Raw genomic sequence first — 15,575 nt, 5'->3', positions numbered from 1 at the left:
CTGTTCACAGCGGTGAATGACGCTTTTCCACAGCTTGTGAAAGGTGGTGCAGAAGTGACTTATGCACAAGTTCTTCCACACCCTGTGGATAACTTCGTTGCAGCTGGTGTGGAACCAGACGCGCACGTCCGCACGCACAAAAACCCCGGGCCACCACACCGCAATGAGGTGGGCGACCCGAGGCTGAAAGCCTGGAAACTCTTAGACCTTGGAGTCGGAACCAGCGACGTAGTAACGCTGCTTGTTCACAAACTCATCCATGCCCAGCGGACCGAGCTCGCGACCCAAGCCGGATGCTTTCACGCCGCCGAACGGCAGCTCCGCACCGCGAGCCTGCGGGATGTTCACGTGGATCATGCCGGTGTCGATCTTCGCGGCCACCTTCTTGGCGCGCTCCTCGTCCTCGGACATCACGGCGCCACCGAGGCCGTAGCGGGAGTCGTTGGCCAGCTCGATGGCTTCCTCCTCAGAAGAGGCCTTGTATACCTCGGCCACCGGGCCAAAGAACTCCTCGTAGAAGGAGCCCGAACCAACCGGGATGTCGGTGATCACTGCCGGGGTGATGTAGGCGCCCTTGCCGGTGACGTCACCGCCGATGCGTAGGTTGGCGCCTTCCTCGACAGCTATCTTCAGCTGCTGAGCGAGCATCTCAGCGGCGTCGCGGGAGGACAACGGGTAGAACTCCTTGCCCTCGCCCGGGTTGAGCGGGTCGCCCTCGGTGTACCCGGAGGCAAGGTCCACCAGTGCCTCGACAAACTCGTCGTAAATGTCCTCCATGACGATGATGCGCTTGTTCGCCGTGCATGCCTGGCCGGTGTTGCCGACGCGCTTTTCCCACGCAGTCTTCGCCGCGGCCTTCACATCGTTGGAGTCCAGCACCAGGTATGCGTCGGTGCCGCCGAGCTCCAGCACGCACTTCTTCAGTGCCTGCCCTGCCTGGGATGCGATGGAGCGGCCAGCGGTCTCGGAGCCCGTCAGGGAAACACCCTGAACGCGGTCGTCCTCGATCATGGTGGAGATCTGCGAATGCTGAGCGTACATGTTCGTGTACAACCCCTTCGGTGCCCCGGCTTGATCGAAGATCTTCTCGATCGCCGCGGCGGAGCGCGGACAGATCTCCGCGTGCTTGACCATCACCACGTTGCCGGCCATGATCGCCGGTGCCGCGAAGCGAGCGACCTGGTAGTAGGGGAAGTTCCACGGCATGACACCCACGATGACCCCGAGCGGAACCTTGCGCATGACGGAGGTGCCACCCTGGTCGTTCGGGATCTCCTCGTCGGCACCGAACTCGGCGCCGTTAGCGGCGTAGTAATTGAAGATATCGACGACATCGTCGACCTCGCCGTCGCCCTCAGTCACGGACTTGCCCATTTCCTCAGCAATGATGCGGGAGAGCTCGTCACGCTGCTCGTCGAAAAGCGATGCCACCTTGTGGAGCACCTCGGCTCGCTCCTCGAAGCTCTTCTCACGCCACTGCTTGAACGTTTCGTCCGCCGTGGCGAGCGCCTGCTCTAACTCGTCGTCGGTGATGAAGTCAAAGCTTTCGACAATCTCGTTTGTTTTCGGATTCTGTACTCGAAATTTCTTTGGCATGTACCCCACGGTACGGACGTTGCGGGCAGCACGCTATAAATTTTTATTTATGCCCAGAGAGGAACGGTGGTCGCCGCAGCGGCGACCGCCACTGCCGCCGCGGCTCCTCCCCACCGGACGCGCATCTTATCCGAGGTGAGTGGGGCAGCCATGAGAGCACCAGCAAGGAGTCCTCCGAGGTGGCCCCACAGGCTCACATTTGGCGTGATCAGGGTGAACACCAGGTTTCCGCCGACCAGCACGAGCGGGGCGCGCAGATCAGCGTTACTGCGGGCGGCGACGGCGACGAGCAGCGCCATCACGGCGTACAGCGCACCGGAAGCACCGGCGGTGGGCTGGTCGAAGTCGAAGATCAGCACGGCCGCTGACCCACCGAGCACGCCGGCGATGTAGGCAAGCACGAACGGGCCGGTCCCGACAGCGCGCTCCACTGCGGCACCGACCACGACGAGCATGAGCACATTCACCGCCAGGTGGGTGATGTCCAGGTGCATGAACCCGGAGGTCACAGCCCGGAACAGGCCGTTGGGTTCACTCGCGACGAAAGGGCCCCACAAGACGGTGGAGGTGCCGGTCGGAGAGGACCAGATGACGTCCATAAGCGAATGTGCTTGGAACGCCGCGACGAGGAACGCCCCCACGCACAGCGACGCGATGGTCGCCGTGGCGGGGGCGCCGTAGAGGACGCGGTTCAATTAATCGGACACCGTGACGGAGTTGATCACGACGTCCTCGACCGGGCGGTCCATACGGCCGGTCTGCACGTTCGCGATCTCGTCGACGACCTTGCGCGATGCCTCGTCGGTGACCTCGCCGAAAATGGTGTGGCGGTTGTTCAGGTGCGGAGTCTGCGCGACGGTGATGAAGAACTGGGAACCGTTGGTGCCCGGGCCGGCGTTAGCCATAGCCAGCAGGTACGGGCGGTCGAACTGGAGCTCCGGGTGGAACTCGTCGGCGAACTGGAAGCCCGGGCCGCCGGTGCCAGTGCCGGTCGGGTCGCCGCCCTGAATCATGAAGCCCGGGATGATGCGGTGGAAGATCGCGCCGTCGTAGAACGGGCCCTCGGTCGAGCCGGACGCGTTCTTCGTGGAGTACTCCTGGGTGCCCTTGGCAAGGCCGGTGATGACCTCGACGGTGTTCGGGGCGTGGTTGCCGAACAGGTCGACGACGATGTCGCCGTGGTTGGTGTGGAAGGTGATGGTCTGAGTCTTCTGAGTCATGCGGTCCAGGATACGCGTCGGGGCGGGCGCCCGCGCCAGCACCAGGCTAGACTGACCTGTCTTGTTTAGGCATACCGGACGGTTTAGTATTAACATTCAACTACAGCATTTTTAGAAACGTGAAAGGACCTTAGAATGTTCAAGAAGATCGCGGCCGCCGTAGCAGCTGGCTCCCTCGTTCTCGGCCTCACCGCATGCGGCTCCAGCGAGAGCAACGACGGGGGCGACGACACGACCATCCGCGTCGCCACCTCCCCGGGCCCGTACTCCGAGCTCTTCCAGGAAGGCGTCGCCCCCATCCTCGAGGAAGAGGGCTACACGGTCGACGTACAGAACTTCACCGACCTCACCCAGGCCGATACAGCTCTCGCGGAGGGCTCCGCCGACCTCAACGTCGAGCAGCACACCGCGTGGATGAACGTGTTCAACGAGGAGAAGGGCGCGAACCTCACCTCCATCACCGAGGTTCCGACGGTACCGGCGGGCCTGTACTCGGAGAAGCACAAGTCCTTGGACGAGGTCGCTGACGGCCAGACTGTCGGCATCCCGCTCGACGGCTCGAATAAGTCGCGCGCACTCCACGTGCTTGTCGACGCTGGCTGGATCACCCTCCGCGACGACGCCGACGAGGCACTGCTGGCCGAATCGGACATCGCCGAGAACCCGCACAACCTCGAGATCAAGCCGATGGACTCCGCGAACCTGTCCCGCTCCCTGCCCGATCTCGACTGGGCAGTCATTCCGGGTTCGATGAGCTACTCCGCCAAGCTCGACCCGAACCTGCAGCTCTTCCAGGAGGAGCTGCGCCCTGAGCTGATCCTCGTCGCGGTCACCACCGAGGACAAGAAGGACGCTCCGTGGGCGAAGGCTGTCGCAGACGCGTATCGTTCTGACGAGTTCAAGGAGTACTTCGACTCCCAGAACGAGAACGACTACTGGTTCCTGCCCGATTCCCTGAAGTAAGTGGGCTGTTTTCCATGACTGACGCTGTCGTATTCGACCATGTTGGCAAGGTGTTCCCGACGCGGGATAGTTCCTTCGCGGCCCTCGACGACATCAGTTTCACTGTCCCCGAAGGCAGTGTCACCGGTGTCGTGGGCACCTCGGGCGCTGGCAAATCAACGCTGATCCGGATGGTGAACGGGTTGGAGACCCCAAGCTCCGGCACCGTCACCGTGCACGGACAGCAGCCGGCCTCCTTGAGCACGTCCGAGCTGCGCGAGCTCCGCCGGAAAGTCGCCATGGTCTTCCAGAGCGTCAACCTCTTGGAAACGAAGACGGTCGCGGAAAACGTGGCCACCCCGTTGAAGCTGACCAAGACGCCGAAGAGCGAGATCGAACGCCGTACCGCCGAGGTGCTTGAGCTGGTCGGCCTCACCGACCGCGCCCAGCACAAGCCGCGGCAGCTCTCCGGCGGCCAGCGTCAGCGCGTGGGCATCGCCCGCGCTCTCGTCACGGATCCCACAATGCTGCTTTGCGACGAGCCCACCTCCGCCCTCGACCCCATCACCACCAGCCAGATCCTCGATCTGCTCCGCAATATCAACGAAGAACTGGGCGTGACGATTTTGATCATCACCCACCAGATCGACGTGATTGCGCGGTTGGCCGACAATGTGGCGGTGCTCTCCGAGGGCCGTCTCGTGGAATCCGGCCCGGTAGCGAAGGTGTTCGCGAACCCGCAGCACGAACTGACCCAGAAATTCGTGGACACCGTGATCCCGCCCGAACTCGATGCTGCCGCGCGCGAGGCCCTCTCCCGCGCACTGGTGAAGAACAGCGAGGTGTAACAGCATGAACCAGCTCAACTCGTGGTGGCGCGACACCACCGGCTCCCGTGTCACACCGGAGATGTACATCGACTCCTTCGGCGAGACCCTCTACATGGTGGGGATTTCCCTGTTCCTCGGCGCATTGCTGGGCATCCCGCTGGCGCTTGCCTTCGTGATCACCCGGCCGGGCGGCTTGAAGCCCAACAAGGTCGTCTACAGCGTTCTCAACGTGGTCGTGAACATCATCCGTTCGCTGCCGTTCATCATCCTGCTGGTGGCTATTTCGCCGTTCACCCGCGTGATCGCGGGAACCGCCATCGGCACCACCGCGGCGCTTGTCCCGCTGACCTTGTACATCGCCCCGTTCATCGCCCGCCTGATCGAGCAGTCCCTGCTGGAGGTCAACCCCGGCATCACCGAGGCCGCCGACTCCATGGGCGCCAGCTTGTTCCAGACCATCAGGTACTTCCTCCTGCCGGAGGCGAAGTCCTCCATCATCCTCGCCGTCACCACGGCGACGATCGGCCTCATCTCCGCCACAGCCATGGCCGGCACGATCGGCGGCGGCGGTGTCGGCGACCTGGCCATCTCCTACGGCTACCAGCAGTTCGACTCCATCGCGATGCTCACGACGGTGGTTCTCCTGATCATCATCGTCCAGGCCATCCAGTCCGTGGGCAACACGCTCGCCCGCCGCGCGCGGGCGTAGAGAGGTAGTCATAGCTAAGGAGTCGAGGATCTAGTGGATCTAGATTCCAGACTGCCCCAGCCCCGGCCACAAATCCCCAGGTCAGTTTTGCTTGAGCTGACAACCGGTCAATCTAGATCCACCAGCACCTCAGTACAAAAGGCGTCGTCGTCGCAGACTTTTCGTGAGCGCCCGCCGGGCCGAATGGCGATGACACCCACGGGTGGGTGCCGCCGAAGCGCGGCGATGATGGCACCCACTACTTGTCCATCAAACGCAACAAGACTCTCATCAAGCTCAACTTGAAGGACTCGGACGACCTGGACACGGCGTACGCGATCATCGGCCGGGCAGACGTGCCGATCGACAATTTCGGGTTCGCCCGACGGCCCGCCACGAAAAGCAGGCTACGCGTTCATCGACGTCCTCTCAGCAGCAGCGGAGTCACCCACGACTACTCCCCCCATCCGCCATGCCACAAATCTCTAATTCGTGCGTACCGACGAGATGGACACCCTAATCCTCGGCCAGAAGATGACCGGCATCGGCGCGTTCGCGTAGGGCTCGGCACAGCCGCTGGATCTAGATTGCATCGTTGCTATAGCAACCAAAACTGACCAGGGGTTTTGCGGCCGGCGCGCGGCAAGATTCAATCGAGATCCACGGAACGACCGGCTCTCCCCCTTCCCTAGCGGTGCCTCGGCCTCCCCCCCCCGGCGGTGCCCCGGGCCCCTCCAAATCCAGCTAGTTGGATCTGCATCTCGCAACTGGGCACCCACCAGCTCGGGCCAGAGCACTCGCCTGTCGACGAAACCCCCGGCAACCATCCACATGGTTGGCGGGGGTTAGTCGTTTCGAGGGTGTGTGAGCTTTAGAAGCCTTCGAAACCTTAGAGGCTTTCGGTGACCTCGTCGCGGGCGGCGACCATGTTGGCCAAGGCCGGTTCGACCTCGGCGTAGCCGCGCGTCTTCAGGCCGCAGTCCGGGTTGACCCAGAGGCGGTCGGCGGGGACGTTCTCCAGGGCGGCCTTGATGAGCTCGGCCATCTCTTCCTTGGACGGCACGCGCGGGGAGTGAATGTCGTAGACACCCGGGCCGATCTCTGCGTGGAAGGTCTCGTCGATGTCCTCGAGCAGCTCCATCTTGGAGCGTGCGGCCTCGATGGAGGTGACGTCGGCATCCAGGCCGGCGACGGCGTCGATGATCTGGCCGAACTCCGAGTAGCAGAGGTGGGTGTGGATCTGCGTGGTCGGCTGGGCCTCCAGGGCCACGAGGCGGAAGGCGCGGACGGCCCAGTCGAGGTAGGCCGGGCGGTCGTCGGCACGCAGCGGGAGGAGCTCGCGGAGAGCCGGCTCGTCGATCTGGATGACCTTGATGCCGGTCTTCTCCAGGTCGGCGACCTCGTCGGCCAGCGCCACACCGATCTGGTCGGCGGAGACGGACAGCGGGACGTCGTCACGCTTGAAGGACCAGGCCAGGATGGTGACCGGGCCGGTGAGCATGCCCTTGACCGGCTTGTTGGACAGGGACTGCGCGTAGGCGGACCACTCGGTGGTCATGGCCTCCGGGCGGGAGACGTCGCCGACGACGATCGGCGGACGGGTGCAGCGGGAGCCGTAGGACTGGACCCAGCCGTTCTCGGTGACGACGAAGCCGTCGAGAAGCTCGGCGAAGTACTGGACCATGTCGTTGCGCTCCGGCTCGCCGTGAACGAGCACGTCGAGGCCGAGGCGCTCCTGCAGCTCGATGACCTGCTTGATCTCGGTCTTGAGCGCCTCGTTGTACTGCTCGTCGGTGAGTTCGCCGTTGCGGTGGTCGGCTCGAGCCTTGCGGATCTCGGTGGTCTGCGGGAAGGAACCGATCGTGGTGGTCGGCAGCTGCGGCAGGCCGAGCTCCTTCTGAGCTTCCTGGCGCTCGGCGAATTCCGGCTGGCGCTGAACAGCGCCCACCGGCAGTGCGGCGACGCGGTCGGTGACAGCGGAGTTGTGGATGCGGGTGGACTCGGCACGGGTGCGCACGGCGCGGTCGGAACGGCCGAAGGCCTCCGGTGCGTTCTCCTCACCAGCGACGAGGGCCGTGATCTCCTCGATCTTCTCATCAGCAAAGGAGAGCCACGGTGCAACGTCGACCGGGATGTTCTTCTCAGCGTTCAGGGTGTGCGGCACGTGCTGCAGGGAGGTGGAGGTGGACACGTGCGGTGCGTCGGCGGTGCCGAGCTTGTTCAGCACCTCGACCTTCTCGCGCAGGTTGGCGGCCCAGACGTTGCGGCCGTCGATGAGGCCGGCGACCAGGGTGGTGTCCTTGCCGTCGAAGGCGGCGGCGACGCGTGCCGGGTACTCGGCATCGGCATCGAGAGTCCACGGAGACAGGTCGACGTGGACGGCCTCCGGAGCGACCTTAGCCAGGGCGTTCAGGCCCTCGCGCGCGGAGCCGTACGGGGTGGTCACGTACACGTTCGGGCGGTTCTCGGCGCCCAGGAGCTTGGACCATGCCTGCTCGGTGTACTTGGCCAGCTCAGCGTCCGGGGTGGACAGGTCGGCGACCAGTGCCGGCTCAGCGACCTGGACCCACTCCACACCGGCGTCCTTGAGGGCGGCGAAGACGGTCGCGTAAGCGTCGACAAGCTTATCCAGCAGGGACCACTCGACCGGCTTGGACAGGGCGAGCAGGGTGACCGGGCCGACGAGTGCCGGGCGGACCGCGTGGCCAGCCTCGCGTGCTTCCTCGACCAGGCGAACGATGCGTTCCGGCGCCGGGGTGATGTCCTGGCCGGCCTCGACCTCGGGCACGAGGTAGTGGTAGTTGGTGTCGAACCACTTGGTCATCTCGAGCGGCACGCGGGTGTCGTTGCCGCGGGCGAGCGCGAATTCCTCGTCGAGGTCGGTGCCGCCGGCGATGAGGCCGACGGTCAGGCCGGTCTCGAGCACCTGGTCGTAGTACGCGACATCCGCCGGGATGGCGTAGTCCTCGGTCAGGCCGAGGTCGCGGAGGTGGTTGTAGGTGTCAATCCGCAGGGCACGGGTGGTGCTGCGGAAGGTCTCGGCGTCGATGCGGCCGGCCCAGTAGGACTCCAGCGCACGCTTGAGCTCGCGGTTCGCGCCGATGCGCGGGTAGCCCTCGATCGTGGCCTTGGGGAAAGTACTCACAGTTTCTCCTTGAGGTTTGTTATTTCGGTTCTATTCCGAGCCGCGACAGCAGGTCTTGCGTCACCGCCAGATTGTTGTGGGTGTAGATGTGCAGGCCGCCGACGCCGGCGTCGAGAAGCTTGCCGGCGAGTTCCGCGGTGAGCTGCATGCCCACCTCGTATTCCTCGTCGGGGTCGCTCGCCGCCGAGAGCTTATCGGCGACACGCTGCGGCACCTCGATCCCCGACAGCACGCCCATGCGCTGGGCCCGCTTCAGGCTCGTCATAGGCATGATGCCGGGGATCAGGGGAATGCGCACGCCCGCCATCCGCGACTGCTCCGCGAAGCGCAGGTAGTCCTCCGCCTCGAAGAACAGCTGCGTGATGGCGAAATCTGCGCCGAGCCGCTGCTTGGACAGCAACACGTCCAAGTCCAGGTCCGGCGTGGGCGATTCAGCGTGGCCGGACGGGTAGCACGCCACGGACAGGGCGAGCTTGCCCGCAGCGAGGCGGAAAGCGTTCTCGTCCTCGATCTCGCGGATGAGGGTGAGAAGCTCGGTGGCGTACTGGAGGTAGCCCTCCGGCAGGCTGGTCTCCCCCTCCGGGAGGTCGCCGCGCAGGGCGAGGAAGCCGCGTACGCCGGAGTCGATGAGGGTGCGGATCCAGTCTGCCAGCTCATCGACGGGTCCGGCGGTGCACGCCAAGTGCGCGATAGTGGGCAGGTTGGTGCACTCGCTCAGTCGCGCGATGAAGTCCGCGGTGCCCTGCAGCCAGCCGGAACGGCGGGAGCTGGTCACGGCGAAATAGTCCGGCTTGTAGGCGATCAGGCCGGTGATGAGATCTTTCAGCTTCGCTTCGTCCGCGTCGTGGCGGGGCGGGATGAGCTCGAAGCTCAGAGCGGTCCTCTGCTGCCGCTTCACAGCGCGGCGGGCACCGTCTTCGGGTGCTTCGTCGAGGTGGTCCAAGGGCGCAGACGCCGACAGCCTCGACGAAAAGTGTCCTTCAGTCAACGAAGGAGTCCTTTCGTCTCGTCGGTTCAGTGATCGTGTGCCGGGGAGCTTCGGAGTCGTCAGAATCATCAGACTCGTCGCTGTCCGGCTGGCTGGGCTCAGCACTTGGAAACTGGTTGGAATGTAACCAGGGCGCGTTTGAACGATCAATGACCGACACCGCTTCGTGGAGTATTAATGCAGCTCAAAACGGTTCACAGAATGAATATAAAGCCGAAAAATTCGGAGAAAATGAACCGAGCTGTCCACTTTTGGCGAGCGGCGACGGACAAAGCGGTGAGCCGCGCCCCGATGCCACCGGAAACCCCGCGCCAGCACGCGCTCACTTCACTACTGTGGGTGGCACGAAGCCCTGCATGGACCTGCACGGAACCGACCTGGACCCGACAAGAAAGGCCTGAACGCACCATGAATCTCCGCAATATCCGCGTCGCCTCCAAGGTGGCCGGCACCCTGTTCAACCGATTCCGCGAGCTGAATAACGAGCAGCAGCGCGACGTGTACGAAGCCGTCCGCATCATGGCGCGCGGCGGCGACGGCGAGGACGGAAACGGCACCAACGCCGAGGAAGAGGACACCTCGAACTTCAGCGAAGCCCGCCTGAAGGCAGGCGACGTCACGCGCGCCGCCCACGCCCGCCTGGACCGCCGCCGCGCGCTGTTTGACGCCGAGCAACTGGACAAGAAGGAGAAGAAGGAGCTGGAGAAGGCTCTGAAGAAGCGGCAGAAGGCCGCCAAGAACAAGAAGAAGGGCGGCATCGCGCTCAGTGCACTGATCCTGGCCCTGCTCGCCGCCGCTGCCGGCGCCGTCTATTTTTTCATCTTCGGCTCGGACTCCCCCACCGCCTCCACAAAGGCCAAGAAGGGCACCGCGCCGAAGCAGCCGGCCCCGCCGACCGTCCAGCGCACACAGCCGCCGACAAAGGGTTCGACGCGCGTGACCACGGTGAATGCGACCAACGCAAGCAGCACCCCCAACACGAACGACCACGGCCCGCTGAGCGAGGAGCCGGCCGAGCGCGACGAGGAGCTGCTGAGCTCCATCGACGAGCAGCTGTCCACGCTGGACACGCTTGACGACGATCAGCGTGGCGGCGCCGACCAGCGCTAGAACTCAGCCCTACGCCTCGGAGCTGCAAACAGCTCCAGGAAGACCAGCCAGTTCGCGTTCGCTTTGGCGCCGCCAGGCGGTGAGCAGTCGGCCGAGGAGGCGTCGCTGAACATCGGGGGCGTGCTGGACGAGCTTGCCGTCGAGGGGTCGGGTGACCACGAAGACCTCCGCGGCGAAGTCGAGGGGGCTAAGCTCCTGCGGCACGAGACCGGCGGGGGCAGCCTTGTCCAGAAGTGATTGGAAGGCCTCGATGGTCTCTTCTCGCTTTGCGGACAGTTCAGGATTGTCGTGCCAGTGTTCGGCGGTGATGGCGTTGACCAAAGGCCCGACTCCGTAGTCGAGGAGGCCCCAGACGAAGTGGTCCCAGTGGGTTGTGGGGTCGGCGTCGATAAGCCTGCGTGTTTGCTCGATCCTCTCCCCCAAGATGCGCGGCAGGCGTAAGCCGCAGGCGACGTCGAGATCGGAACGGGTGGGAAAATTGCGGTACAAGGTGGCGATGCCGACGCCGGCGCGCGCCGCCACACTTTCTAACGTAACTAAAGATTCCGGTGTCGTGCTGGAGGAGATCCAGGCGGCGAACGACCGCCTCAACTCCTCGATCGACCAGGCTATTTCGGATCTGGAGAATGTCGGCGGCCCCGCGGCACGCGACCTGGTGGACCGCCTGCGCCAGATCCAGGACGAGGCGGGCATCTCCGTGGTCGACCCGGAGACTCAGCAGATGATCGACACTGCGCTGGACCCGGCCACGATCGACCAGCTCAACGAATTGCGCGACGGCGCGGCCAAACTCGCGGACGAGCTGAATAACCCGGCCGCCCAGTTCGTCACCGGCATCAACGACGCGGCCGACGGCGCGGAGCGTCTCTCTGACGCCCTGCACCTGCTGCACGACGGCTCGGGTCAGCTCGTCGCGGGTACCACGCGCCTCACCGACGGCACATCCAAGCTCGTCGTCGGCGCACGAACGCTCGCCGACGGCACCACCCAGCTCGCCGACGGCTCCGAGCAGCTCGTCGTTGGCATGGACGAGCTTAACGACGGCCTGGTCCAGCTCGACGACGGTTCCGGCGAACTGGCCCTGAAAATCACCGAGGGCTCCGAGCAGGTGCCCAGCTTCAAGGGCAGTAACCTCGACGAGGCGTCCGACGTGGCCGGCGCGCCTGTGTGCCTGCAGAACACCGGCGACGACCTGACGACCTTCGGCCAGGGCCTGTCGTTGGTAACTTTGAACACGCCGAAAGAAATCCCTTGACCGCCCACCGAGTCATGCGAGTGTGAGCTCATGACGATGATGGACGCCGACGACTGGCGCGAGAGATGGGGCCTGGAGGGCGTGAGTGCCTACGCGGGCGACACCAAACAGGTCCGCCGCGAGTACGGGCAGACAGCGCTCAAGCGTCGCTTCATCCAAGCCAATCCCCGAGCCATGGTCTCGGCTGTCGTCATGGATATCGATCGTCCCAGCGCCGTCATGGACGCCCTGGAGCGCCCGCACGACCACCCTGACCCTTCCTGGATCATCGAGACCGCCCACGGGGCGCATGTCGGTTGGTGGCTGGCGGATCCGGTCACCCGTACCGAAGCCGCCCACGAAAAGCCCCTGCGCTACCTCGCCCGCGTCCAGGAAGGGCTGTGCCGTTCCCTGGGCGCTGACCCCGCCTACAGCGGCTTCATCACCCGCAACCCGATCTACCCTGGCCTGATCGCAGGCGAGGTGATCTGGGGGACTGACCACCTCTACGGCCTGCACGAAATGCCCACCCCGGCCATGCCCCGTCAGCTGCCGAGAAAACCGGAAAACACGCGCGCTGACCTGGGACGAAACTGTTCACTCTTCCACAGTGGAAGGACTACCGCCTATAGCCTGTACAAACAGATGGGCTGGCCCGGGGCTGACCCGCTCTACCGCGCAATGATCTCCCACCTGCTCGATCTCAACGGCGGCATGGCTCCCGAGGCAGGCGGGCCGCTACCCCTGAATGAAGTTCGCTCCATCGCCCGCTCCATCGCCAAGTGGACCGCCCAACACATCACCGAAGAAGGATTCCGGGCACAGCAGACCGCCCGAGGAACCAAGGGCGGCAAGAAGTCGGGCGAGAAACGGCGGGAGAAGCGCAATGCTGCGCGTACTCAACTTTCGGAGGTGTTGAAGTGAACCAGCTCGAACGAATCCCCCGCAATGGCCGAACCGTGCGTGAAGTGGCTGAAATGACGGGGCTGTCAAAAAGCACGATTATCTCTTGGACTTCCGAACCACGGAAGAAATACCTCGCCCGCGCCGACGAAAGACGCGAGCGGATCCGAGAGCTTCGCAGCCAGGGCAAGAGCATGCGCTCCATCGCCGAAGAAGTCGGATGTTCAGTGGGTCTCGTCCACCGCTATGTCCATGAGGACCGCACCGTCTGACCAGCGGGCATGTTTACTGCCAATGTACCGAGGATCAAAATTGAATCGGTAGAAAAGCGAGCGTCTGGCGCTCGCGAACGGGCGTGGGGATCGAGGGCTTTTACCGGCGTCAGATGATCTGCAATAGGTGTGTTGCTGTGAGGGGCGAAGTCAGGCCGGCTGGAGCGCACTCGGAAAACGCGGGCACAGGGCACGGCTGTCGGGCACGAGAAATTCAGGGGCAAGCGTGCGGCGTAGCCGTGCGCGCGGCAGCGCCAGGGGCAAGCGTGCAGCCCCGTCGCATCCGCTGATAGCGCAGAAAACCTAAGAGGGAAAGAAAATATTTACTTAGTCCTGCGAGACGATCTTCAGCGTGATAATCATGAATACTAAGGGAATTATTCTCCGACGTTTACTGTTCTGTCTCGCCTTCAGAAATGATCACGGGAGGATCGCTATGAGAAATCGACTTGCTACCCGTTTTGCAGCCGTAACTCTGACAATTGCTCCCCCTCACCGCGTTGCCGGCTGTACAGGCTGAGGAAATCTCCACCCCTGCAGTAGCTGTATCGACTGAAGCGGAACCCACTCCGTCCACTACTGACACCCCTGCTGCCGACTTGGTTGCGGAACCGAGCATCCCGGCCACAGATGATGCTGACGAGGAGCTTATTCAACCTGCAGCGTTGCCTTTCGTCGTTATTCGCTGTTTAGCTGGTCTCGGTATCCGTGGACAGCAATTACTTCAGCTCGCGGACCTGGCCGTAACTGGAAATTGGGCAGCAGTCGCCACTCTCTTTGGAACAGCTGCGCTGGCTTGCGTCCGTGGCCGTTAAGGCTCCCTCAGCGATGGAGAAAGAATGAACATTTTGAGAATGATCGATTCACTGGAGAAAAAAGCAGAACGGCGCTGGCGCCGCACTCCTGCCTATCGCAAAGATCTCATGGCCAGCAGGGAAGTCATTGATGCGCATTCTGATCTTTCGCGAGAAGAAATCGACAAAGTGCTAGCGGATCAAGGGCTCCCGTCCCTGGTGGAGGGAGGAAAAGCGATGGCAAAAACTCTCGTGACATTTGTCCCGCTCATGTTCTTTCGGGCGGCCCTGGCTAATATCCGAAAACTAGTTGTCCGCTTCCAAGAACGGAAGCAGCGCTAGAAGATAAGCAGGAAGGCCTCTGGACCTGCGGCGATCACGTCTCCTTTGATCTACATCGAAGGGGACGTGTTTCTGTTAGGGATTCCTTTTCTAGACGCAGAACAGTGATGATGTACTCCCCTAGCGCCAGCCGGCCCGCCATTCCCGTCCAGCTGGCCGCCCGGGACACTGTGCACGCTTCTGAGCGTCGAGCACACCACCCAGTCGTGATGCGGGCACCTCAGAGCGTGTCAGAACTCCCCTCAGATCGCTTAGAAGCGTTGAAGCGGCCCGGTGTCACCTTCGGGCATCTCGACGTCTCTGACGGCCTCAGAGAGCCGCTCCACGTCGGCCACAAGCCTCGTCCGACCGTCGTCGTGTTCCTGGTCGCCCATTCCTGTTCCCCTCGGCTACCGCGCGACCGCTGACGCGCTCGCTTGCTCAGCAGTATCCGGGTCACTCCGCCCGGCCCTGACTTCTGCCCCTACAGCAACACACCGTTGGCAGATCATCTGACGCCGGAAGAACCCCGCACTCGTCGCGCCCTCGCTGTGTCCAAATATGCCCCTCGAAAACCGCTCCACAACGACACACCTCTTGCATTTGTCTGCCCCCTCCCGAGACCTCCGAAAAAGCTCACCCAAAGGCGGGAACCGTGTACCGCTTAGGGCGTTTCCCTTTTCTTCGGACGGCCTCTTTTCGTTTCCATTCCGAGTGCCTTCAGGCCTGCCTAACGCGTCTCATGGACACCCCAAGCTCTGCTGCGAGTTCTGCAGGAGCAAGGTCGGTCCGCGCAGAAAATTTCCCGGATCCGCTGAAGTTTTATCGAACGTTCGATATATTGAAGCCATGCCTGAGACAACCGGCCAGCAGATCGCCGCCCACCCAACCCTGGCCCGAGCCGCCCAATGGAACCCCGACGACGCCACACTCAGCGGCAGTGAACAAGCACTCGCCACCGTCATAACCGCCCTGGCAGCCGAGTTCGACGCCCTCGATGCCGCCGAGCAACGCGCCCTGGTCGACGTCCTCGAGTCACAGACCCGCGCCACCGAACAGGCCGAGGCCACCGCCCGGAAGATGCTTGGCCTATGAGCGACCAGGGAGCATGCGAGTGGTGCGGTAACCCGATTCCGCCGCGCCTTGACCCCCGTGGACGCCGGGCGAAGTACTGCTCGGACGCTTGCCGAGCCGCAGCCACCCGCGACCGCAACCGTCGCCAGCACACCGCCGAGCTCGAAGCCGCACGATCGCAAACGACCATCCAGCTACGCCGACCAGACGAAGTCATCAACGAGGTCGTCCAGGAGCTAAACGCCGCGGCCCGCATCGTCGAGGACCGAGGGCAGGTATCCCGCACGGTGGAACCAGTGCTGGAGGCCGCACGAAGGCTGGTGCAAGCCGCAGAGCGGAAAGCGCAGCCTATGGGTAGACGAGATCGGAGGAGGGCGGACCGGAAGGCGGGGAAGCCGGGAACCCGGGTGTGAAGGAGCTCGCTGCGCTCGCGCAGGAAGGAACTAAATCCGGCCCAG

16 protein-coding genes and 1 pseudogene are annotated in these 15,575 nt (G+C 63.6%); 11 read left to right on the top strand and 6 right to left on the bottom strand.

What is annotated here, in order from left to right:
* Positions 1-201: 201 nt before the first annotated feature.
* Genes CAPP_RS00195 through CAPP_RS00185 form a run of 3 tightly spaced genes read right to left on the bottom strand, consistent with a single transcriptional unit; the run spans position 202 to position 2,816 of the window.
* Positions 202-1,596: an NAD-dependent succinate-semialdehyde dehydrogenase gene (locus tag CAPP_RS00195; RefSeq protein ID WP_076598228.1), complete on the bottom strand. Its 1,395-nt coding sequence runs from the start codon at positions 1,594-1,596 to the stop codon at positions 202-204.
* A gap of 47 nt (positions 1,597-1,643) precedes the next feature.
* Complete coding sequence (locus CAPP_RS00190) at positions 1,644-2,291, bottom strand: rhomboid family intramembrane serine protease (protein WP_076598229.1); 648 nt, start codon at positions 2,289-2,291, stop codon at positions 1,644-1,646.
* Complete coding sequence (locus tag CAPP_RS00185) at positions 2,292-2,816, bottom strand: peptidylprolyl isomerase (protein WP_076598354.1); 525 nt, start codon at positions 2,814-2,816, stop codon at positions 2,292-2,294. It abuts the gene before it with no gap.
* 135 nt (positions 2,817-2,951) lie between these two features.
* On the opposite strand from CAPP_RS00185, the gene CAPP_RS00180 reads away from it, so the two are divergent.
* The 4 genes and pseudogenes from CAPP_RS00180 to CAPP_RS00165 all read left to right on the top strand — a co-directional run bounded on the left by CAPP_RS00180 (position 2,952) and on the right by CAPP_RS00165 (position 5,893).
* Entirely contained in the window at positions 2,952-3,779 is an 828-nt protein-coding gene (locus tag CAPP_RS00180) for a MetQ/NlpA family ABC transporter substrate-binding protein (protein WP_076598230.1), read from the top strand.
* 14 nt (positions 3,780-3,793) lie between these two features.
* Positions 3,794-4,549, top strand: a pseudogene (locus CAPP_RS00175) (methionine ABC transporter ATP-binding protein); the annotation flags it as partial.
* A 61-nt stretch (positions 4,550-4,610) separates the two neighbouring features.
* On the top strand, positions 4,611-5,297 hold the full coding sequence (locus CAPP_RS00170) for a methionine ABC transporter permease (RefSeq protein WP_076598232.1): 687 nt from the start codon (positions 4,611-4,613) through the stop codon (positions 5,295-5,297).
* Between the two features lie 206 nt (positions 5,298-5,503).
* The gene (locus CAPP_RS00165) at positions 5,504-5,893 is read left to right on the top strand and encodes a CoA transferase (RefSeq protein ID WP_076598233.1); all 390 of its coding nucleotides are present in this window, start codon (positions 5,504-5,506) and stop codon (positions 5,891-5,893) included.
* A 272-nt stretch (positions 5,894-6,165) separates the two neighbouring features.
* Here CAPP_RS00165 and metE read toward each other — a convergent pair whose 3' ends face one another.
* A complete protein-coding gene (metE, locus tag CAPP_RS00160) occupies positions 6,166-8,421 on the bottom strand; it encodes a 5-methyltetrahydropteroyltriglutamate--homocysteine S-methyltransferase (RefSeq protein WP_076598234.1) in 2,256 nt (751 codons plus the stop codon).
* A 19-nt stretch (positions 8,422-8,440) separates the two neighbouring features.
* Positions 8,441-9,409 (bottom strand): methylenetetrahydrofolate reductase, encoded by a 969-nt coding sequence (locus CAPP_RS00155; protein ID WP_076598235.1) that lies wholly within the window; start codon positions 9,407-9,409, stop codon positions 8,441-8,443.
* Between the two features lie 408 nt (positions 9,410-9,817).
* Here CAPP_RS00155 and CAPP_RS00150 point away from each other — a divergent pair, with 408 nt between their 5' ends.
* Positions 9,818-10,519 (top strand): hypothetical protein, encoded by a 702-nt coding sequence (locus CAPP_RS00150; protein ID WP_076598236.1) that lies wholly within the window; start codon positions 9,818-9,820, stop codon positions 10,517-10,519.
* 9 nt (positions 10,520-10,528) lie between these two features.
* Here the strand turns inward: CAPP_RS00150 and CAPP_RS00145 are convergent, their stop codons facing one another.
* Positions 10,529-11,041: a TetR/AcrR family transcriptional regulator gene (locus tag CAPP_RS00145; protein ID WP_200803251.1), complete on the bottom strand. Its 513-nt coding sequence runs from the start codon at positions 11,039-11,041 to the stop codon at positions 10,529-10,531.
* Positions 11,042-11,072: 31 nt separating this feature from the next.
* Between CAPP_RS00145 and CAPP_RS00140 the strand changes: the two genes are divergently transcribed.
* The 6 genes from CAPP_RS00140 to CAPP_RS00115 all read left to right on the top strand — a co-directional run bounded on the left by CAPP_RS00140 (position 11,073) and on the right by CAPP_RS00115 (position 15,530).
* Entirely contained in the window at positions 11,073-11,774 is a 702-nt protein-coding gene (locus CAPP_RS00140; RefSeq protein WP_076598237.1) for a hypothetical protein, read from the top strand.
* A 30-nt stretch (positions 11,775-11,804) separates the two neighbouring features.
* Positions 11,805-12,677 (top strand): replication initiation protein, encoded by an 873-nt coding sequence (locus CAPP_RS00135; RefSeq protein ID WP_076598238.1) that lies wholly within the window; start codon positions 11,805-11,807, stop codon positions 12,675-12,677.
* Positions 12,674-12,928 carry a helix-turn-helix domain-containing protein gene (locus tag CAPP_RS00130; RefSeq protein ID WP_200803244.1) on the top strand — a complete coding sequence of 85 codons (255 nt, stop codon included), beginning with the start codon at positions 12,674-12,676 and terminating at the stop codon, positions 12,926-12,928. Before CAPP_RS00135 ends, CAPP_RS00130 begins: the two co-directional genes overlap by 4 nt.
* Positions 12,929-13,767: 839 nt before the next feature.
* Positions 13,768-14,064 (top strand): hypothetical protein, encoded by a 297-nt coding sequence (locus CAPP_RS00125; RefSeq protein WP_076598239.1) that lies wholly within the window; start codon positions 13,768-13,770, stop codon positions 14,062-14,064.
* An 828-nt stretch (positions 14,065-14,892) separates the two neighbouring features.
* On the top strand, positions 14,893-15,138 hold the full coding sequence (locus tag CAPP_RS00120) for a hypothetical protein (RefSeq protein WP_076598240.1): 246 nt from the start codon (positions 14,893-14,895) through the stop codon (positions 15,136-15,138).
* Complete coding sequence (locus CAPP_RS00115; protein ID WP_076598241.1) at positions 15,135-15,530, top strand: hypothetical protein; 396 nt, start codon at positions 15,135-15,137, stop codon at positions 15,528-15,530. The genes CAPP_RS00120 and CAPP_RS00115 overlap by 4 nt, the downstream gene beginning before the upstream one ends.
* Positions 15,531-15,575 lie beyond the last annotated feature (45 nt).

The organism is Corynebacterium appendicis CIP 107643 (assembly GCF_030408415.1).
GTDB classification, from domain to species: Bacteria; Actinomycetota; Actinomycetes; order Mycobacteriales; family Mycobacteriaceae; genus Corynebacterium; species Corynebacterium appendicis.
The sequence above is the reverse complement of the archived record's forward strand: the minus strand, read 5'-3'. Positions and strand labels throughout refer to the sequence as shown.

What these genes read in the sequence shown, in the direction of transcription:
- CAPP_RS00195 (WP_076598228.1), bottom strand. Translation starts at nt 1,596, where the DNA reads ATGCCAAAGAAATTTCGAGTACAGAATCCGAAAACAAACGAGATTGTC.
- CAPP_RS00185 (WP_076598354.1), bottom strand. Translation starts at nt 2,816, where the DNA reads ATGACTCAGAAGACTCAGACCATCACCTTCCACACCAACCACGGCGAC.
- CAPP_RS00180 (WP_076598230.1), top strand. Translation starts at nt 2,952, where the DNA reads ATGTTCAAGAAGATCGCGGCCGCCGTAGCAGCTGGCTCCCTCGTTCTC.
- CAPP_RS00170 (WP_076598232.1), top strand. Translation starts at nt 4,611, where the DNA reads ATGAACCAGCTCAACTCGTGGTGGCGCGACACCACCGGCTCCCGTGTC.
- CAPP_RS00150 (WP_076598236.1), top strand. Translation starts at nt 9,818, where the DNA reads ATGAATCTCCGCAATATCCGCGTCGCCTCCAAGGTGGCCGGCACCCTG.
- CAPP_RS00135 (WP_076598238.1), top strand. Translation starts at nt 11,805, where the DNA reads ATGACGATGATGGACGCCGACGACTGGCGCGAGAGATGGGGCCTGGAG.
- CAPP_RS00125 (WP_076598239.1), top strand. Translation starts at nt 13,768, where the DNA reads ATGAACATTTTGAGAATGATCGATTCACTGGAGAAAAAAGCAGAACGG.
- CAPP_RS00120 (WP_076598240.1), top strand. Translation starts at nt 14,893, where the DNA reads ATGCCTGAGACAACCGGCCAGCAGATCGCCGCCCACCCAACCCTGGCC.
- CAPP_RS00115 (WP_076598241.1), top strand. Translation starts at nt 15,135, where the DNA reads ATGAGCGACCAGGGAGCATGCGAGTGGTGCGGTAACCCGATTCCGCCG.